Origin of the sequence: Citrobacter youngae, from assembly GCF_003818115.1 — a bacterium.
GTDB lineage: Bacteria > Pseudomonadota > Gammaproteobacteria > Enterobacterales > Enterobacteriaceae > Citrobacter > Citrobacter youngae.
Window position 1 is genome coordinate 152,476 of sequence record NZ_RPOI01000015.1, and the last position, 19,502, is coordinate 171,977.

The 19,502-nt window shown below is 52.1% G+C and carries 21 protein-coding genes and 1 other RNA gene; 13 read left to right on the forward strand and 9 right to left on the reverse strand.

Annotated features, from left to right (window positions below; all coding sequences use genetic code 11):
• Positions 1-80 precede the first annotated feature (80 nt).
• The 5 genes from decR to amtB all read left to right on the forward strand — a co-directional run bounded on the left by decR (position 81) and on the right by amtB (position 6,040).
• Complete coding sequence (decR, locus tag EHN13_RS12875; RefSeq protein WP_167469992.1) at positions 81-539, forward strand: DNA-binding transcriptional regulator DecR; 459 nt, start codon at positions 81-83, stop codon at positions 537-539.
• Between the two features lie 44 nt (positions 540-583).
• Complete coding sequence (locus EHN13_RS12880) at positions 584-2,356, forward strand: SmdA family multidrug ABC transporter permease/ATP-binding protein (protein WP_124021511.1); 1,773 nt, start codon at positions 584-586, stop codon at positions 2,354-2,356.
• Positions 2,349-4,127: a SmdB family multidrug efflux ABC transporter permease/ATP-binding protein gene (locus EHN13_RS12885; RefSeq protein WP_124021512.1), complete on the forward strand. Its 1,779-nt coding sequence runs from the start codon at positions 2,349-2,351 to the stop codon at positions 4,125-4,127. Before EHN13_RS12880 ends, EHN13_RS12885 begins: the two co-directional genes overlap by 8 nt.
• A 256-nt stretch (positions 4,128-4,383) precedes the next feature.
• Positions 4,384-4,722 carry a P-II family nitrogen regulator gene (glnK, locus tag EHN13_RS12895; RefSeq protein WP_003021657.1) on the forward strand — a complete coding sequence of 113 codons (339 nt, stop codon included), beginning with the start codon at positions 4,384-4,386 and terminating at the stop codon, positions 4,720-4,722.
• A 31-nt stretch (positions 4,723-4,753) separates the two neighbouring features.
• Positions 4,754-6,040, forward strand: a complete 1,287-nt coding sequence (amtB, locus tag EHN13_RS12900; RefSeq protein ID WP_048212419.1) for an ammonium transporter AmtB — start codon at positions 4,754-4,756, stop codon at positions 6,038-6,040.
• A 50-nt stretch (positions 6,041-6,090) separates the two neighbouring features.
• Here the strand turns inward: amtB and tesB are convergent, their stop codons facing one another.
• On the reverse strand, positions 6,091-6,951 hold the full coding sequence (gene tesB / locus EHN13_RS12905) for an acyl-CoA thioesterase II (RefSeq protein WP_061067433.1): 861 nt from the start codon (positions 6,949-6,951) through the stop codon (positions 6,091-6,093).
• Between the two features lie 212 nt (positions 6,952-7,163).
• Between tesB and EHN13_RS12910 the strand changes: the two genes are divergently transcribed.
• A complete protein-coding gene (locus EHN13_RS12910; protein WP_048212418.1) occupies positions 7,164-7,733 on the forward strand; it encodes a YbaY family lipoprotein in 570 nt (189 codons plus the stop codon).
• A 31-nt stretch (positions 7,734-7,764) separates the two neighbouring features.
• Here EHN13_RS12910 and EHN13_RS12915 read toward each other — a convergent pair whose 3' ends face one another.
• Entirely contained in the window at positions 7,765-8,154 is a 390-nt protein-coding gene (locus tag EHN13_RS12915; RefSeq protein WP_086523608.1) for an MGMT family protein, read from the reverse strand.
• An 84-nt stretch (positions 8,155-8,238) separates the two neighbouring features.
• Here EHN13_RS12915 and ffs point away from each other — a divergent pair.
• The 3 genes from ffs (at position 8,239) to EHN13_RS12930 (ending at position 9,000) form a co-directional block, all read left to right on the forward strand.
• An RNA gene (gene ffs, locus EHN13_RS12920) (signal recognition particle sRNA small type) lies at positions 8,239-8,335 on the forward strand.
• Positions 8,336-8,533: 198 nt separating this feature from the next.
• Positions 8,534-8,785: a hypothetical protein gene (locus tag EHN13_RS12925; RefSeq protein ID WP_048212417.1), complete on the forward strand. Its 252-nt coding sequence runs from the start codon at positions 8,534-8,536 to the stop codon at positions 8,783-8,785.
• On the forward strand, positions 8,782-9,000 hold the full coding sequence (locus EHN13_RS12930; RefSeq protein WP_005125184.1) for a hypothetical protein: 219 nt from the start codon (positions 8,782-8,784) through the stop codon (positions 8,998-9,000). The genes EHN13_RS12925 and EHN13_RS12930 overlap by 4 nt, the downstream gene beginning before the upstream one ends.
• Positions 9,001-9,058: 58 nt before the next feature.
• Here the strand turns inward: EHN13_RS12930 and yczR are convergent, their stop codons facing one another.
• On the reverse strand, positions 9,059-10,486 hold the full coding sequence (gene yczR / locus EHN13_RS12935; RefSeq protein WP_048212416.1) for a MocR-like transcription factor YczR: 1,428 nt from the start codon (positions 10,484-10,486) through the stop codon (positions 9,059-9,061).
• Between the two features lie 86 nt (positions 10,487-10,572).
• Here yczR and yczE point away from each other — a divergent pair, with 86 nt between their 5' ends.
• A complete protein-coding gene (gene yczE / locus EHN13_RS12940; RefSeq protein WP_061067435.1) occupies positions 10,573-11,184 on the forward strand; it encodes a membrane protein YczE in 612 nt (203 codons plus the stop codon).
• 82 nt (positions 11,185-11,266) lie between these two features.
• Positions 11,267-11,620: a DUF1428 domain-containing protein gene (locus EHN13_RS12945; protein WP_061067436.1), complete on the forward strand. Its 354-nt coding sequence runs from the start codon at positions 11,267-11,269 to the stop codon at positions 11,618-11,620.
• Between the two features lie 54 nt (positions 11,621-11,674).
• Here the strand turns inward: EHN13_RS12945 and EHN13_RS12950 are convergent, their stop codons facing one another.
• Positions 11,675-13,228 carry an EAL domain-containing protein gene (locus EHN13_RS12950; protein WP_048212413.1) on the reverse strand — a complete coding sequence of 518 codons (1,554 nt, stop codon included), beginning with the start codon at positions 13,226-13,228 and terminating at the stop codon, positions 11,675-11,677.
• A gap of 188 nt (positions 13,229-13,416) precedes the next feature.
• Here EHN13_RS12950 and EHN13_RS12955 point away from each other — a divergent pair, with 188 nt between their 5' ends.
• Complete coding sequence (locus EHN13_RS12955; RefSeq protein ID WP_124021513.1) at positions 13,417-13,677, forward strand: type B 50S ribosomal protein L31; 261 nt, start codon at positions 13,417-13,419, stop codon at positions 13,675-13,677.
• Position 13,678: 1 nt separating this feature from the next.
• Positions 13,679-13,819, forward strand: coding sequence for a type B 50S ribosomal protein L36 (gene ykgO / locus EHN13_RS12960; protein ID WP_005125190.1), 141 nt, complete (start codon positions 13,679-13,681; stop codon positions 13,817-13,819).
• A 77-nt stretch (positions 13,820-13,896) separates the two neighbouring features.
• On the opposite strand, the gene EHN13_RS12965 is transcribed toward ykgO, so the two are convergent.
• The 5 genes from EHN13_RS12965 to acrB all read right to left on the reverse strand — a co-directional run bounded on the left by EHN13_RS12965 (position 13,897) and on the right by acrB (position 19,482).
• Positions 13,897-14,367, reverse strand: a complete 471-nt coding sequence (locus tag EHN13_RS12965; RefSeq protein WP_040232692.1) for a YlaC family protein — start codon at positions 14,365-14,367, stop codon at positions 13,897-13,899.
• 116 nt (positions 14,368-14,483) lie between these two features.
• The gene (maa, locus tag EHN13_RS12970) at positions 14,484-15,035 is read right to left on the reverse strand and encodes a maltose O-acetyltransferase (protein WP_061067437.1); all 552 of its coding nucleotides are present in this window, start codon (positions 15,033-15,035) and stop codon (positions 14,484-14,486) included.
• A gap of 188 nt (positions 15,036-15,223) precedes the next feature.
• Complete coding sequence (locus tag EHN13_RS12975; protein ID WP_002892050.1) at positions 15,224-15,442, reverse strand: HHA domain-containing protein; 219 nt, start codon at positions 15,440-15,442, stop codon at positions 15,224-15,226.
• A 27-nt stretch (positions 15,443-15,469) separates the two neighbouring features.
• Positions 15,470-15,844, reverse strand: a complete 375-nt coding sequence (gene tomB / locus EHN13_RS12980) for an Hha toxicity modulator TomB (protein WP_003021733.1) — start codon at positions 15,842-15,844, stop codon at positions 15,470-15,472.
• Positions 15,845-16,332: 488 nt separating this feature from the next.
• Entirely contained in the window at positions 16,333-19,482 is a 3,150-nt protein-coding gene (gene acrB, locus EHN13_RS12985) for an efflux RND transporter permease AcrB (protein WP_048212411.1), read from the reverse strand.
• Positions 19,483-19,502 lie beyond the last annotated feature (20 nt).

The following is a 19,502-nucleotide window of genomic DNA, read 5'->3' on the forward strand; positions in this document are numbered from 1 at the left end:
GCGAAAAGCACGGAAAAAATTGTTGCCATTTAGCCTTTAAAATAGAATGTAAGGAGAAAATTCTTCTCTGTGGAGTGGATATGTTAGACAAAATTGACCGTAAGCTGCTTGGCCTACTGCAACAAGACTGCACCCTTTCTTTGCAGGCGTTAGCCGATGCCGTTAATCTGACGACCACCCCCTGCTGGAAACGGCTCAAGCGGCTTGAGGATGACGGCATTCTGCTGGGCAAGGTTGCTCTGCTGGATCCGGAAAAACTGGGGCTGGGTTTAACCGCGTTTGTGCTGATTAAAACCCAGCATCATAGCAGCGAGTGGTACTGCCGCTTTGTCACCGAAGTGACCGGGATGCCGGAGGTGCTGGGGTTCTGGCGTATGGCAGGGGAGTATGATTACCTGATGCGGGTGCAGGTCGCTGATATGAAAAGCTACGATGAATTTTATAAGCGCCTGGTGAACAGCGTACCGGGCCTGTCTGACGTCACCTCCAGCTTTGCCATGGAACAGATTAAATACACAACTGCTCTCCCTATTGAATAATTCTCCCGGTGCTTATTGCCGGAAATTTTGTCAGGACATAACGCGTGCGATTATTTGCTCAATTAAGCTGGTACTTCCGCCGGGAGTGGCGTCGCTACCTCGGGGCGGTGGCCTTGCTTATCATCATCGCTATTCTTCAGCTTATCCCGCCAAAAGTGGTGGGGATCATTGTGGATGGCGTAACGACACAACGCTTCACTACCGAGCGGCTGCTGATGTGGGTGGGAACCATTGCATTGATCGCCGTGGTGGTTTATTTACTGCGCTATGTCTGGCGCGTGCTGCTGTTTGGCGCATCCTACCAACTGGCAGTTGAACTACGCGAAGACTATTACCGCCAGTTGAGCCGCCAGCATCCTGAATTTTATCTGCGTCATCGCACCGGCGATCTGATGGCGCGTGCAACTAACGATGTTGATCGGGTGGTGTTTGCGGCTGGCGAAGGTGTATTGACGCTGGTGGACTCGCTGGTCATGGGGTGCGCGGTGTTGATCGTGATGTCTACGCAAATCAGTTGGGAGCTGACGCTTATCGCGCTACTCCCAATGCCGGTGATGGCGATAATGATCAAACGTTACGGTGATCGACTCCATAACCGCTTTAAGGTTGCGCAAGCAGCGTTCTCCAGCCTTAACGATCGTACTCAGGAAAGCCTGACCAGTATCCGTATGATTAAGGCTTTTGGTCTGGAAGACCGACAGTCGGCGCTATTTGCCGCAGATGCTAAAGATACCGGCAAGAAAAACTTACGGGTCGCCCGCATTGACGCCCGTTTTGACCCCACGATTTATATCGCCATTGGTATGGCTAACCTGCTGGCTATCGCCGGGGGAAGCTGGATGGTGGTTCATGACTCTCTGACCCTTGGTCAGTTAACCAGTTTTATGATGTATCTCGGGCTGATGATTTGGCCGATGCTGGCACTGGCATGGATGTTTAACATTGTTGAGCGAGGCAGCGCCGCGTATAGCCGTATTCGCGCCATGCTGGCTGAAGCGCCGGTAGTGGATGACGGCACAGAACCCGTGCCGGAAGGACGCGGCGAGCTGGCGGTGGCAATTCGCGAATTTCGCTACCCGCAAACGACTCATCCGGTGCTGGAGAATGTGAATTTCCAGCTTAAGCCAGGGCAGATGCTGGGTATTTGTGGCCCGACCGGCGCGGGTAAAAGTACGGTGTTGTCGCTGATCCAGCGTCATTTTGATATCACTGAGGGCGATGTGCGCTTTCATGATATCCCGTTAACTCGCTTGCAACTTGATAGCTGGCGTAGCCGTCTGGCAGTGGTCAGCCAGACACCTTTCTTGTTCTCGGATACGGTCGCCAACAACATAGCGCTTGGACGCCCACAGGCCACACAGGAAGAGATCGAACATGTTGCACGTCTGGCCAGCGTGCATGAGGATATTTTACGTCTTCCGCAAGGCTATGACACCGAAGTGGGTGAACGCGGGGTGATGCTGTCCGGTGGACAAAAACAGCGTATTTCTATCGCTCGTGCGCTGCTGCTGAATGCTGAAATCCTGATTCTGGATGATGCGTTATCGGCGGTAGATGGTCGTACCGAGCATCAGATCTTGCATAACCTGCGTCAGTGGGGCGAAGGCAGAACCGTGATTATCAGCGCCCACCGTTTATCGGCTCTGACGGAAGCCAATGAAATTATCGTGATGCAGCACGGACATATTGCTCAGCGTGGCGAACATGATGCGCTGGTGCAGCAACCCGGCTGGTATCGTGATATGTACCGTTATCAGCAACTGGAAGCGGCGCTGTCTGATGCGCCAGAAGTAAACGAGGAGGCGGCTAATGCGTAGTTTTGGGCAGCTATGGCCGACCCTGAAAAGACTGCTGGCGTACGGCTCTCCGTGGCGAAAACAGCTGGCAATTGCGGTGGTCATGCTATGGGTGGCGGCAGCGGCGGAGGTGAGTGGTCCGCTGCTCATCAGCTATTTTATCGACAACATGGTGGCGAAAAACAATCTGCCGCTGGCGATGGTGGCTGGGCTGGTGGCGGCATATGTCGGTCTGCAACTGTTGGCGGCGGGCCTGCATTACGCGCAGTCATTACTCTTTAACCAGGCGGCCGTTGGTGTGGTGCAGCAGTTACGTACCGATGTGATGGATGCCGCGCTACGTCAGCCGCTCAGTGCTTTCGATACTCAGCCAGTCGGGCAGCTTATCTCACGTGTGACCAATGACACCGAAGTGATCCGTGACCTGTATGTGACGGTGGTCGCGACGGTACTGCGCAGCGCCGCCTTAATCGGTGCCATGCTGGTGGCGATGTTCAGCCTTGAGTGGCGTATGGCGCTGGTGGCGATGGCCATTTTCCCGGCGGTGATGGTGGTGATGGTGATTTATCAGCGCTACAGCACCCCCATTGTGCGTCGGGTGCGCGCTTATCTGGCGGATATTAACGATGGCTTTAACGAAGTCATCAACGGCATGAGCGTTATCCAACAGTTCCGCCAGCAGGCGCGCTTTGGTGAGCGAATGGGCGAAGCCAGCCGCTCGCACTATATGGCGCGTATGCAGACTCTGCGCCTGGATGGCTTTTTGTTGCGTCCGCTGCTGAGCCTTTTCTCGGCGCTGATCCTCTGCGGTTTGCTGATGCTGTTTAGCTTTACGTCCGGCACGTCCATTGAGGTCGGGGTGCTGTATGCGTTTATCAGCTATCTGGGGCGTTTGAACGAGCCATTGATCGAGCTGACGACCCAGCAATCAATGCTGCAACAGGCGGTGGTAGCTGGTGAACGGGTATTTGAACTGATGGATGGCCCACGCCAGCGTTATGGTGAGGATATCCACCCCCTGAAAAGCGGTGACATTGAGGTTGATAACGTCTCTTTTGCCTATCGTGATGATAATCTGGTGCTGCAAAACATCAGCCTGTCCGTGCCATCGCGCAGTTTTGTGGCGTTGGTCGGGCATACCGGTAGCGGCAAGAGCACGCTCGCCAGTCTGCTGATGGGGTACTACCCGCTGACGCAGGGGGAAATCCGTCTGGACGGACGACCGCTGTCTTCACTGAGCCACAGTGTGTTACGCCAGGGCGTGGCGATGGTGCAACAGGATCCGGTGGTGATGGCGGATACCTTCCTGGTAAACGTCACGCTGGGTCGTGATATCTCAGAAGAACGGGTGTGGCAGGCGCTGGAAACCGTACAGCTGGCCGAGCTGGCGCGGGGTCTGAGCGAGGGTATTCATACCCGACTGGGCGAGCAGGGCAATAATCTATCAGTTGGGCAGAAACAGCTGCTGGCGCTGGCGCGCGTGCTGGTCGAAACGCCGCAGGTGCTGATTTTGGACGAAGCGACGGCCAGCATTGACTCCGGTACTGAACAGGCTATTCAGCAGGCGTTGGCAGCGGTGCGTGAGCACACCACGCTGGTGGTGATTGCGCATCGGTTATCCACTATTGTCGATGCGGATACCATTCTGGTACTGCACCGGGGACAGGCCGTTGAACGCGGCACGCACCAGCAACTGCTTGCCGCACAGGGCCGCTACTGGCAAATGTATCAACTGCAGTTGGCGGGCGAAGAGCTGGCGGCTAGCGTAAACGAAGATTCGGCAATCGCCTGATGGCGCTGCGTTTCTCAGGCCTACAGCCAGTGTGGTTTTGTAGGCCTGAGAAAGCGTTTTCGCCGCCATCCGGCAATCAACAATCTGGTGCAAAAATGTAACGCACTATGCACCGTTATAGTGCATTTTTTCTTTTTCTCTCCTGGCCGTACCCCGTGCGGCTGAATCATCCCGCGTTTTTCATTCCTGGCACATCCCTTGCAATATTCATTTGGTGTATCTGCAGCCACTACTGAATTCTGACTGGAGGGGATCTATGAAGCTGGTTACCGTGGTAATCAAACCGTTCAAACTGGAAGACGTCCGTGAAGCATTGTCGTCTATTGGTATTCAGGGGCTGACCGTCACCGAAGTGAAGGGGTTTGGCCGACAAAAAGGTCATGCCGAGTTGTACCGGGGAGCTGAATACAGCGTCAACTTCTTACCCAAAGTGAAGATTGATGTGGCAATTGCTGATGACCAACTGGATGGCGTAATTGATGTCATCAGTAAGGCCGCCTACACCGGAAAAATTGGCGACGGCAAAATTTTCGTCGCCGAGCTGCAACGCGTGATTCGTATTCGTACCGGCGAAGCCGACGAAGCCGCACTGTAACGTCTGGCACACAGTGATAGGAAACCAAAAAATGAAGATAGCGACGATGAAAACGGGTATTGCTTCACTGGCGCTGCTGCCGGGTCTGGCGATGGCGGCACCGGCGGTTGCGGATAAAGCAGATAACGCTTTTATGATGATCTGTACCGCGCTGGTGCTGTTTATGACCATCCCAGGCATTGCGCTGTTCTATGGCGGTTTGATTCGCGGTAAGAACGTGTTGTCGATGCTGACCCAGGTGACGGTGACATTCGCTCTGGTTTGTATTTTATGGGTGGTTTATGGCTACTCACTGGCCTTTGGCGAAGGAAATAATTTCTTCGGTAACTTCAACTGGGTCATGCTGAAGAATATTGCACTGACGGCGGTCACGGGGAGCTTCTACCAGTACATTCATGTTGCTTTTCAGGGGTCTTTCGCTTGCATTACCGTTGGGCTTATTGTCGGTGCACTGGCTGAGCGCATTCGGTTCTCTGCGGTGCTGATTTTTGTGGTGGTGTGGCTGACGCTGTCCTACATCCCTATTGCACACATGGTCTGGGGCGGCGGTTTGCTGGCTACTCACGGTGCGCTGGATTTTGCTGGCGGTACGGTAGTACATATCAACGCTGCGATTGCCGGCCTGGTTGGGGCTTATCTGATTGGTAAACGCGTCGGTTTTGGCAAAGAAGCGTTTAAGCCACATAACCTGCCAATGGTCTTTACCGGCACGGCTATTCTCTATATCGGTTGGTTTGGCTTTAACGCTGGCTCCGCGGGTATGGCGAATGAAATTGCTGCGCTGGCCTTCGTCAATACCGTTGTTGCAACCGCGGCCGCCATTCTCGGCTGGATCTTCGGTGAATGGGCGCTGCGTGGCAAACCGTCCCTGCTGGGCGCGTGTTCTGGCGCCATTGCCGGTCTGGTAGGCGTGACACCTGCCTGTGGCTATATCGGTGTCGGCGGCGCGCTGATTATCGGTGTCGCTGCGGGGCTGGCTGGCCTGTGGGGCGTAACCATGCTGAAGCGCTTTCTGCGCGTTGATGACCCGTGTGATGTCTTCGGTGTTCACGGTGTGTGCGGCATTGTCGGCTGCATCCTGACCGGCGTTTTCGCGGCCAGCTCTCTGGGCGGCGTAGGCTTTGCCGAAGGCGTTACCATGGGGCATCAGTTGCTGGTACAACTGGAAAGCGTGGCGATCACCATTGTCTGGTCCGGTGTGGTGGCTTTCATTGGCTATAAGCTGGCGGACATGACGGTGGGGCTGCGTGTACCGGAAGAGCAGGAGCGCGAAGGTCTGGATGTGAACAGCCACGGCGAGAATGCTTACAACGCCTGATGTTTCAATCTGCCGGATGGCAACGCTTTTGCGTCACCATCCGGTAATTCTCAATTACGATTACGCATTACCCCTTCCTGCACGGTAGAAGCAACCAGCACGCCGTCCTGCGTATAAAACTCCCCGCGAACAAAGCCCCGGGCACCGGAGGCCGAAGTACTCTCGACGTTATACAACAACCACTCATTGATATTAAACGGACGATGGAACCACATGGAGTGGTCAATGGTGGCGATCTGAATCCCTTTTTCCAGAAAACCAATGCCATACGGTTGTAAAGCAACGGGCAGGAAGTTCAGGTCTGAAGCATAACCCAGCAGATACTGATGGACGCGTAGATCGTCCTGCAGCGTGCCGTTAGCGCGGATCCACACCTGGCGAGTCGGGTTGGCAACGTGACCTTTTAACGGGTTATGAAATTCAACCGGACGTACTTCCAGCGGGCGGTCGTTGATAAATTTTTCTTTCAACAGCGGCGGCAGCAGGTGAGCGACCGAACGGGCGATCTCAGTTTCTGATTTAAGCTCTTCAGGGCCAGGCGCTGCCGGCATCTCTTTTTGATGCTCAAACCCATCTTCTGGTGCCTGGAAAGAGGCAGTCATATAAAAAATGGGTTTCCCATTCTGGATCGCGGCAACGCGGCGGGCGCTGAAGCTGTTACCATCACGCAGCACTTCGACATCATAGATGATGGGCTTTTGGCTATCGCCCGGACGTAAAAAGTAGCTGTGAAAGGAGTGCACCAGGCGCTCTTCCGGTACGGTTTCTTTTGCGGCATACAGCGCCTGACCGACAACCTGCCCCCCAAAAACCTGACGTAACCCTAAGTCTTCACTTTGGCCCCGAAAGAGTCCTTCTTCAATTTTTTCCAGATTTAACAATGTCAGCAAATTTTTCAGTGCCAGACTCATACGTGCTCTCCAGGTAATAGCGTTCTCGCAGCGAGGTAGGCAGAGTATAACGCAATTTTGAAAGTGGTCCGATGGGTGCAATTGTCTGAATTACTGGCCGATTACAGGCAAAACCAGCTGTCTTGTGCCACACTTAGTCACGTTATGTTTTTGTTAACCACTCTTCTGGCGAGGAAAGTTCTCGCTGGTGCATAGATGATAAGGAGAATTTAATGAAACTCGTGCACATGGTAAGTGGTTTAGCGGTTGCGGTCGCTCTGGCGGCCTGTGCTGATAAAAGCGCGGATATTCAGACACCTGCGCCAAGCCCTAATACGTCAATTGCTGACACACAGTCAAAAATTCAACAGCCGAATGTGTCTGGTACGGTATGGATCCGCCAGAAAGTTGCCTTACCGCCGGATGCCGTGCTGACCGTAACACTGTCAGATGCATCGCTTGCCGATGCACCGTCAAAAGTGCTGTCGCAAAAAGTTGTACGTACCGAGGGTAAACAAGCACCATTCAGCTTCGTACTCCCGTTTAACCCGGCAGATATTCAGCCGAACGCCCGTATTCTGCTGAGTGCGGCGATTACGGTGAATGATAAACTGGTCTTTATTACTGATACCGTCCAGACGGTGATCAATCAGGGGGGGACTAAAGCCGACCTGACCCTGGTCCCGGTCCAGCAGACGGCTGTTCCAGTACAGGCGAGTGGTGGTGCCGCGACAACGGTACCGTCAACGTCACCCACACAGGTGAATCCGTCTTCCGCCGTTCCTGCCCCGACACAGTACTAAGGGCATTCTAACCCTCTCCATCCGGAGGGGGTTAGTACACCCAGCGATAGCGCTGTAAATCGATTTGTCCACTCCCTGAAACCACAATACCTTCCGCCAGCAACGCCTGACGCTGTCGTTGTAGGTCTGGACCTGTAAGCGAAATGGCACCATGACGATTAACCACCCGATGCCAGGGCAAAGTGCTGCCTTCGGGGAGACGCTTAAGCACGCCGCCTACCTGGCGAGCAGCACGCGGTGAGCCAGCAAGCCTGGCGACATCGCCATAGGTGGTGACGAATCCTTCGGGGATTGAGGCAACGATTTGCCAGACGCGTTGAGGGAAAGAGTCTTGTATATCCATCGTTTTTTCCTGCGCTAATCCTCCAGCATAATCCCGAATGACGAGGTAGTGAAGCTTCATTGCACAAGAAAACAGCATCCGGTGCTGGATGGGTTGCAATTACCGGGTGCAGCAGTGATAATGCGCCTGCGCGTTGGTTGACAACGCTCTCAATGGGGGCTCTGTTGGTTCTCCCGCAACGCTACTCTGTTCACCAGGTCAGGTCCGGAAGGAAGCAGCCAGGGCAGATGACGTGTGTGCCGGGATGTAGCTGGCAGGGCCCCCACCCAATTCTGCCGTCCGGCAATCTCAATTCTTCTCATCTTCTTTTCGTTGTCATCGTATTGTCATTTTATTGTCATCAAATGCTGTCAATGTGTTTCGGGGATGTTATTTGATGCTTTTGCCGCTGCCATCGCGCTGTAACGACATGGTCTTACATCCGGTGTGTTTTGGCTGACCACAAGGATTTTCTACGATGTCGACCGCTGTATTGAATGTCAAAATTGATGAGGCGCTAAAAGAAAAGCTGCGTCACTACGCTGAAGTGAATAATGAGAACCTAAGTATCTCGACGGAAAAATTGCTACTTATCGCGTTTTCCGCCATTGAAGAGGCGGGAGTCTCCGCTGATGATATTGATAGCCAGCATACGGAAGAATCCGTGGTTGAAGCACTGACTCCTAAAGAAATCAAAGCATTGCGCAGATTACTGAAGAAGAAAAAATGAAACAACAACCGCTCTCAACCGCCTGTAATTATGGCGAAGCCTGTGAATTGCTACGTTCCGGTTATGTGAAACATGTTCGTTTGAGCTGGAATGTCGGTAGCGATGAGTTTTTCCGTATTGCTTCTGACTGGTGCGATGCCGGGGCGAAAATTAAGAAAGACGGCGAGAATTTTGTGATTTCCCTGAAGGGGTTCCCGGTTCCTCCTCAGCGGTAATAATGCCCAGACATCCTCGTCCATCACGGTATCCAGGACGAGTCTTTTGACTCGTCGCTTAGATTATTTTGCGCATTTTCCCGTGACTTGCCTGTAAACGCAGATTATCCCAAATGGGTTGCAACGTCCGGAAAGCCGAGCGCATTGTGTCATCGGGCAGAGCAAAGGGCATACGCAAAAAACGATCGAATGCGCCATCCAGGCCGAAGCGCGTCCCGGTACCCAACTGAATACCTGCACTTTCGGCACGGGTGGCAAAGAGTGTTGCCAGCGTATCGGGTAATTCAACCCAGAAAGAGAGTCCCCCCTGTGGTTGAGTAAACTGCCACTCCGGGAAATGTGTCTTCATCAGGTCATGGCACAGATCGCGCCGGGTGGTGAGCAATTGCCGTCTGTCGGGAAGAAAATCGGCCGCATTGTCCAGCAACCAACCCGTGGCAAGCTGTTCAAGCACTGGTGATCCTAAATCAAATGTGTCGCGAGTCTGTACCAGCGCGGCAATAGTACGTGACGAGGCCCGAATCCATCCCAGACGCAGACCTCCCCAGAAGCTTTTCCCTGCCGATCCCAGCAGGATCACCGGCGCACCGCGATTGAATGCAGCAAGTGGAGGCGGAGGCGGGGCGTCATACCACAGGTTCACCATGGTCTCATCGACCACCAGCGTGGTGCAGGTTCTTTCCGCAATATCCGCCACAACCTGGCGAGTTTCGGCGTCCATACAGCGTCCGGTCGGGTTGTGAAAGTCCGGCATCAGATAGGCCATTCTCGGGGCTGTTTGCGCGAGGGTGGCAACCAGACCTGCTGTATCCCAACCGTGCTCAGGCAGCGAAACGCCGACGGGGCGACATGATGCCCCTTGTATTGCTGCAATCGCCAGCGGATACGTGGGGTGATCGACCACTACGCGATCGCCGGGACCGGTGAGTAAACGCAGGATCAACGCCAGGCCGCTGACCGCGCCGTTCACGACCATTATTTCATCCGACTGTGTGGGTAATCCACGTTCGCAATAATGCCGGGCGATGGATTCACGCAAAACCGCCAGTCCCTGCGGCAGATACCCGGAGCTCAGCAAATGCTGCGGCATCGCAAATAACGCTTGTTGGTAAGCCTGATGAATTTCTGGCCCGGCGCTGAGGGCCGCTGTGGACAAATCCAACGCTGTGCCGGTACTGGTTCGCGTAGGCACATGACGAATGTGTTCCGGCAGGATCACCCGTGAGCCGCTCCCATGACGGCTTTCCAGATATCCCTCTTCACGCAGTTGCGCCATGGCGCTGGCGACGGTGGTTCGGCTCACTTCCAGAACGGCAGCGAGCTCGCGTTCGCCGGGCAAGCGACTATCCAGTGCCAGTCGACCATCCAGGATCAGCAGACGTAACGCTTCCGCCAGTTGTCGCCAGATAGGCGTTCGCGAGGGGCTTTCCTGCCAGTGCCCTAGCAGGCGCTGCAAAGATTGACTTCCGTAACGGCGAGATGACATAGCAGTCCACTTTTTGAAAACTGGACATTAATCATAGTGCCAATTGCGGTGAAGATGAAAGCTATCTGAGAGGCGAGGAGAAAATTATGCTGCGTCGTTTACTTCAGCTGTATGTTGGACTGGCGCTGTACGGCGTTTCGACGGCGATGTTTGTCCGTGCAGATTTAGGGGCTGATCCGTGGAACGTATTTCATCTGGGCGTGGCAAATCTATTATCGATGAATATCGGCCTGGTGATCATCGCCGTGGGTGTACTGGTCCTGCTGGCATGGATACCACTGCGCCAGCGCCCCGGATTTGGCACTCTCAGCAATGTCATTATGATTGGTTTGGCGGCAGATGCCGCGCTGGCGGTGATCCCAGGATTCGAATCGCTACTGACGCGCAGTGGACTGCTGGTTGCGGCGGTGATCCTGAACGCGTTAGCCACCAGTCTGTACATTGGCGCCGGTTTTGGTGCGGGCCCACGTGACGGCTTGATGACCGGCATTCATGCGCGTACTGGTTGGTCTGTACGGACTATCCGGACCGCAATCGAGGTGTCGGTTTTGCTCAGCGGTTGGCTTCTTGGCGGAACCGTGGGTGTTGGAACGGTACTGTATGCGTTAGCTATTGGACCGTTAATTCAGATTTGCCTGCCGTGGTTTCGTCATCTGCCGCAGTCACGTATTTGTGTTCGGAATGAGCCTACGGCGTGATTGCCTGCTGACGACTAAACTTAACCTCGACTGACGCGGCTGGAACCGGCTTGCCGCGCAGTACACTTCGGAGGTTTATCTGATGAAGTATGTTGATGGTTTTGTTGTTGCCGTTCCTGCCGAAAACAAGGAGGCATATATCGCGATGGCGGCAAAGGCTGCGCCGCTTTTCAAGGAATTCGGTGCACTGCGCGTTGTGGAGTGTTGGGCTGATGATGTTCCCGACGGTAAGTTGACCGATTTTCGTATGGCGGTGAAAGCGCAGGATCATGAAGAAGTGGTATTCAGCTGGATTGAATACCCTTCCAAAGAAGTCCGCGATGCGGCGAACCAGAAGATGATGTCCGATCCCCGTATGAAGGAGTTTGGTGAATCTATGCCATTTGATGGCAAGCGAATGATCTACGGTGGATTCTCGCCCATTATGGAAGAGTGACATGACTGGCTGTGCGGCGTGCCGCCAGCCATCTCAATACACGCCAGTGCCATGCTAAAGTCGTTTTTCCGCCCACAGAATAAATTCCGCCTTTGGCAGTGCTTTGCTGTACAACCAGCCCTGACCATACTGCACGCCATGTTGACGTAGCCAGCTTTCCTGGTTCTCAGTCTCGATGCCTTCTGCCACCATTTCCAGCTTCAGCGTTTTGGCTATCTCGATAATATGTGGCGTGACGTTATTGTATTCCAGCGCATCGACGAACGATTTGTCTATCTTCAGGATGTCTACATCCAGATCCTGCAAATAGCTCAGACTGGAATAACCGGTACCAAAGTCATCAATATAGATTGAGTGACCCGCCTGACGGTATTTAGCAATAAACGGCGCGCTGTTTTTCGGGTCGGCAAATTCGCGTTCAGTCAGTTCCAGGGCAATTTGTGCGGGTTTTAGTTGCCAGTGGTTAACCATGCGGCTTAGCAGCGCCGGAAGCGTTTCGGACTTCAAATCGGCCGACTCAAGGTTGAGTGATATATGCTGTTGAGGATGTTGATGCAGCCATTTACCTAGATCCTCGAAGACGTTTTCAATAATCAAACGTGTGAGTGGTTCTGTCAGGCCGGTTTCTTCGGCCAGCGGGATAAAAATATCGGGTGAGAGATAGCTACCGTCAGCTTGTCGCCAGCGGGCCAGTGCTTCCGCACCCACGACCTTTCCTGTTTTGAGCGAAATAATGGGCTGGTAATGGACCTTGATAGCCCGGTTCTGAATGGCATCTTGCAATTGGTGATGGGGGGACTGCAAGCGGCGCAAAATACGCAGGATAAAGAGGGCGGTGAGCAGGCCAATAATGAGCCCTGCCGGGAGCCAGATCAGCGCCTGTCGGTGCCAGGATTTTTGCAAAGGTAATGTCGACGCCCAGCTTACGATAGTGATGCCCAGTTCGGGGAAAGGGCGAGAATTATAAATACTGCCCTCTTTTTGAAAATGGCTGATAGAACGGTCTTTTTGCAGATGATGTAACACGTCTGAAGGGAGATCGGCACTACTGGCCACCACGACGTTGCTTACTGTACCCACAATGGCGACTTCGATAGGCCATGAACCAAATGGAATGACATCAATGAACGATCCCGGATCGATCATCACGACATAATGTTCGCTGCCGAGCGCCGCCATAAAACGTTGTATTCCGAGGTCGTTTTGCGAAGTTAACCAGGCGCGATAGCCATCAGGTGTCATTTTCATTGGTGGCGGAAACGCAGCAGCCAGGCTCCTTTTCTCAAGGGAGGAACATTGTGGAACATTGCCTTTGAGGTACATCACTTCCTGAATATAACGGTAGCTGTATGACAACCGGCGCATTTCCAGCAAATGTTCCTCTGAGCAGGGCACACCCTGGAAGGCTTCTATTTTGCGTAGCGCTTTTTTGGCCTGCTCGCCGACGCGTTCTGTACGCAAAGCGACGCGGGTAGAAAATGAATCAAGTTCATCGATAAATTTCGTTTCGACCTGACGATGTGCCAGCCACAGGCTTAAACACACCGGTACGAGGATGGACAGAACCAGTATTCCCGTCACCAGGCCAATCAGATGTCGTGTTGTCACGGTGATATCCTTATTTACACAGCATAGGGAAAGTATATCTGAAAGCCGAAAAAGCTATTCGATTGGCATCATATATTTACGGCCACTGATCATCCCGTTTAGTAACCCACAACGTAAATCGGGTTGTGATTCGTACAAGAGTGGTGTATTTTGTTGAGTATGTTATAACGTAACAAATTGAGGTTGCCATGAAACCGGATATCCACCCTTTTTATCGCCCAGTGGTGTTTCACGATACCAGTGCCAATGAATACTTTAAGGTCGGTTCGACGATTAAAACCGAACGAGAGATTGAGTTCGAGGGCCAAATGTACCCGTACGTAACGCTTGATATCTCGTCTAAGTCACATCCGTACTATACCGGTAAACAGAAAACCTTCGATAATGAAGGCAGCGCGGCTCGTTTCCAGAAACGTTTCGGCCACTTCATTGGCGCTAAGCGAGGTTAAGATGCAGGTACTCAATTCACTTCGCAGCGCAAAGCAGCGGCACCCTGACTGCCAGATAGTCAAACGCAAAGGGCGTTTGTACGTCATCTGCAAAACGAATCCGCGGTTTAAAGCGGTACAGGGCCGTAAAAAAAGACGTTAGTCACTTCGCCAGCATTACAGGGACTGAAGTGCGTTCCCCTCGTGGGACGCACTTTTTTTGTTTGTGACAGGGCGTGATTACTGACTGGCCTGCGCGCGGGTTAGTGTGAAGACATCATAAAATGACAGTTCGCCTTTCCGCGTTATCATTTTTTGCAGTTGGGCCTTATGCTCACTGTCGACTTGGGGAGAGTGCAGAATAGTGTCGATCAGCGAGGGTGGCACAAAGCGTGTGTTGTACCATTCACCGTTATAGCAGACTCTGAAATCCAGTACGTCAATGTCTTCAAAGCGGTAACGTGGCGCAACGTCAAAAAAGAAAAAGGCGTTGAGTAAGGCGAACAGTACAACCAACAGCCATACCGAATCGACCAGCGTTTCTGATTGCAGCATAACCGCCAGTGTGGCAAAAAATGCAACATACATGCCGATAAATAGCCCTGGATGTTTACGAATAAAGCTGATGCTAAAGCGCGGTTTGTTGTCGCGCTTTTCGCGAATATTTAAGTCATCGATGGTTTCGGTAAGCAGGCGTTGTATTTCTGTCATCTCTTGCCTTCGTGAAGTCTGCAATAGTCAGGAGGGATCAGCCCATTTTAAAAGGGGATACTGTCTGAGAAAAGTAACAGATTAACCACAATTTAGCATAACAGTTACATATCAGATCACAGTGTTTTGATGATCCGTGCCGGATTGCCTCCGACGACGGTGTTTGCCGGAACGCTTTTCGTCACCACTGCGCCTGACGCCACAACCACATTGTCGCCCAGTGTTACCCCCGGATTTATGACTGCGCGACCACCGATCCAGACATTATTCCCGATGGTTACAGGTTTCCCTAGTTCAACCCCGCTATTGCGTTCGTTAGCGTCCAGTGGATGAGTTGCCGTATAGATATGGACTCCCGGTGCCAACATACAGTTATCACCGATGTGGATTGGGCAGACATCAAGCATGACGCAGTCGAAGTTGGCGTAAAACGCGTTGCCGAGATAAATGTTATACCCGTAGTCGCAACGAAAAGAGGGCTCAATGTAAGCGCCTTCGCTTTGCCCCAACAGATCGCGCAGGATAGCCTGACGTTCACTCTGCGCATCGGGTGCGGTGGCATTGTATCGGTGGATGAGTAGGCGTGCGCGGAGACGGTCGTTGCGCAACGTTTCATCTGCCGGGCGATACAATTCGCCGGCGATCATTTTTTTCTTATCTTCACTCATTACGAACTTTCCCGTTTGCTGATAGGCAGTCACAGTACAGTAAAACGCAATGCAGGGAAGGGGAACGTTCCCGTTTTCTCACTGTGATCGCAATCACGTGATTTGAATTAAATAATGATAGTTGGTGCGGGAAATGGTCAGCCAGACAAACAAATGTTTCGCGATACCTGACTTAACCTCATGAGCAATTAACGAATAAATTTCCAAACAGATGTTGGGATCTTGTCGTAGAGCTTATTCATTGTCAATTCAGCAAGACGATGATCGGCGGCTGAGTAAAATACAGCCAGTTCATTGTCAGACAATTCATATTTATTTTTCTCAATAACACGTTCAAGCGTGTCAATTGTTTGACAGCGTCGCAGGCGCATCAAATAATCTGTTTTAGTTAATGGTTTATCGGACATAACTCTTACCTATGATTGTAATAATTTTTAACAAGACAAACTGACAGGATTAGCCCTGGTGGCATTGACAAAACAGCGAAACAGTCGATTACCTGACTTCCGCCATTTCTGTAGATCCTGCGTATTAATACCATAACTACTGAACAACATAAAAGTGTCATCCAGGTATTCATCAATCTGCGCGATCAGCTTATTGTCCTCATTGTACTTAATTTTATAATTAAGTGCGAAGGTTGCAATATGCTCTATCAGTTCATTGAGCTGCAAGCTGGTTGCAGAGGTAGGGTCATTTACCCAACCATGATTGCTTTGTTCAAGGTTTGCAAGACAGTCATGATACAGGGTTTCGCAGAGAAATTTAAGCTGCGCGATATCATGTCTTTTCGGTGAGTATTCATCCATAACGCATCCCCTTCTTAGTGGTTTAGACTAACCGAACACCTTTCGGGATGGATACAACAAACGACCTGGAACTTGCCCGTGACTCCTGATGATTTAACTATAATCTACTCTAAAAAAGATTTCATCGTCATATCACGAAAAATTACAATTATGCAAAATTATGACGCAGTCCCATTTTTACATTTTAACAGATAAATGCCGGTATTCGAAATGGAACAACTTCTTTATTCTCGGCCAATCATCACGTTATCTTGTTTAGGTTTAGCAACGAAAGGCGACAACCGACTCTGTGAACGAAAACTAGGAATAGTCTTAATATTTATTTAAGTAAATAAGGGTTCATGACGCTTTTTAAGAATAGCCTTTAGACTCACAAGGATTATATCGCTTATTTAAACAAGAGAAAATAAACGAAATCGCAATAAGCGCTTTTTATGATTTTTTTCCAGAAAAAAGGCCGCTTGCGCGGCCTTATCTTTAGGAGTGTATCAATGATGCTCAACTGAGTGGCTATGTTCAACATCTTCGTTCTTGCGGCTAAAGCGGCGGCGGACCACCACAAAGAACACCGGAACAAAGAAGATAGCCAATACGGTTGCTGTGACCATCCCGCCCATTACGCCAGTACCGACGGCGTTCTGCGCGCCACTCCCCGCACCGGAGCTGATAACCAGTGGCATTACGCCGAGGATAAAGGCTAACGATGTCATCAGAATCGGACGTAAACGCATACGAACTGCGTCCAGCGTCGCTTCTACCAGGCCTTTACCTTCTTTATCCATCAAGTCTTTGGCGAATTCGACGATCAATATCGCGTTCTTCGCCGACAACCCAATGGTTGTGAGCAGGCCCACCTGGAAGTAAACGTCGTTGGTCAAACCACGGAATGTTGCCGCCAGCAGCGCACCGATAACCCCCAGTGGAACGACCAGCATAACGGAGAACGGAATTGACCAGCTCTCGTACAATGCCGCCAGACACAGGAAGACGACGATCAGTGAAATCGCATACAGGGCAGGTGCCTGGTTACCGGACAGCCGTTCCTGGTAGGACATGCCCGTCCAGTCATAGCCGATACCGGATGGCAGTTTGCTGGCCAGTTGCTCCATCATTGCCATTGCTTCACCGGTACTTTTACCCGGTGCGGCCTGGCCCAGGATTTCCATGGAAGGCAGACCGTTATAGCGTTCCAGACGCGGAGAACCATATTCCCAACGCGAGGAAGAGAACGCAGAGAACGGCACCATTTGTCCATCGCTACCGCGGACATACCAGTTTCCAATATCTTCCGGCAACATACGGTATTTGGCTTCAGACATGACGTAAACTTTCTTCACACGACCACGGTCGATGAAGTCGTTCACGTAGCTTCCGCCCCATGCAGCGCCCAGCGTTGTATTAATGTCACTAATGGAAACACCCAGAGCCTGCGCTTTTTCCTGATCGATATCGATCTTGAATTGCGGAGTATCTTCCAGACCGTTAGGACGTACGCCTACCAACAGATCTGGATGTTTCGCGACTTCACCAAACAGTTGGTTACGCGCCTGAGTCAATTTTTCATGGCCCAGACCAGCCTGGTCAATCAACTGGAAGTCGAAACCCGTCGCGGTGCCAAGTTCTACGATTGCTGGCAGGTTAAAGGCGAATACCATGGCGTCTTTAATCTGCGAGAATGCACCCATCGCACGTTGAGTAATGGCCTCAACTTTGTTCTCTTCGCCCGGACGTTCACTCCAGTCTTTCAACGAGACGAACGCGATACCGGTGTTCTGACCACGACCCGCAAAACCGAAACCGTTAACGGCAAACACCGATTCAACGTTCGCTTTTTCTTTAGTCAGATAGTAATCCGTCATTTCGTCCAGCACCTTCTGGGTACGCTCTTGCGTTGCACCTGCTGGCAGCTGAGCCATTGACAGGAATACCCCCTGGTCTTCATCCGGCAAGAACGAACTTGGCAGACGAACGAACAGATAGGCCATGCCCACGACGATGATCAGATACAGCGCCAGATAACGACCGGTGCTGCGCAGAATACCGCCTACGCTGTCGGTATAGTGGTGCGTGCTCTTATCGAACATGCGGTTGAACCAACCGAAGAAGCCCGTTTTGCCTTCACCGTGATCGCCTTTAGCAATCGGTTTAAGCATTGTTGCACACAGGGCAGGGGTCAGAATCAACGCCACCAGTACAGACAACGCCATTGCGGAAACAATGGTGATGGAGAACTGGCGGTAAATCGCACCGGTAGAACCCCCGAAGAAGGCCATTGGGATAAATACCGCTGACAGTACCATCGCGATACCCACCAATGCGCCCTGAATCTGGCCCATTGATTTACGCGTTGCTTCTTTCGGGGGTAGCCCTTCTTCGGCCATGACACGTTCAACGTTCTCGACCACAACGATGGCGTCATCCACCAACAGGCCGATGGCGAGCACCATCCCGAACATCGTCAACGTGTTTATCGAGAAGCCGAAAATCGCAAGGACGGCAAACGTACCCAATAGCACCACCGGCACGGCGATAGTCGGAATCAACGTCGCGCGGAAGTTCTGTAGGAACAGATACATGACCAGGAATACGAGGATGATTGCTTCCGCCAGCGTTTTCACTACTTCGTGAATAGAGATTTTCACGAATGGCGTAGTGTCATACGGGTAAACGATCTTCAGGCCTGACGGGAAGAAGGGTTCCATCTTCTTCAGCTCTTCGCGGATAGCGTTCGCGGTGTCGAGGGCGTTAGCGCCTGTCGCCAGCTTGATACCCAGACCAGACGCAGGTTTGCCGTTGAACTTCGCAATGATGTCGTAGTTCTCGCCACCCAGTTCGACTTTCGCGACGTCACGCAGACGTACCTGAGAGCCATCCTGGTTCACTTTCAGCAGAATTTTGCCGAACTCATCTGCGGAGGTCAGACGGGTTTGCGCGATGATCGACGCGTTAAGCTGCTGGCCTTTCACCGGCGGCGTACCCCCTAACTGACCGGCTGCAACCTGGGCGTTCTGCGCTTTAATGGCGCTGATCACATCAACCGGCGTCAGTTGGAAGTTGTTCAGTTTATTCGGATCCATCCAGATACGCATCGCGTACTGGGAACCGAACAGCTGCACGTCGCCCACACCTGAAGTACGGCTGATCGCATCCTTCATGTTGGCGCCCACGTAGTCGGAAATATCCTCCTGCGTCATGGTGCCGTTGGTGTTGATGACGCCGACAACCATCAGGAAGCTACTGGACGATTTCTCGACGCTCACGCCCTGTTGTTGTACTTCCTGCGGCAGCAGCGGCATTGCCAGCTGCAGTTTGTTCTGCACCTGAACCTGCGCAATGTCAGCATCAGTACCTGACTGGAAAGTCAGGGTGATCTGAACCGTACCGGTTGAGTCACTGTTTGAGGACATGTACATCAGGTTATCGATACCGTTCATATTCTGTTCGATAACCTGCGTAACAGTATCCTGTACTGTTTTGGCATCAGCGCCAGGGTAGGTCGCGGAGATCGTCACTGCCGGAGGTGCAATAGTAGGATATTGCGCTACCGGCAATTTGAGGATCGCGAGCCCCCCTGCCAACATGATGATAATGGCGATCACCCACGCAAATATGGGGCGATCGATAAAGAAATTAGGCATGTCTTAACGGCTCCTGTTTA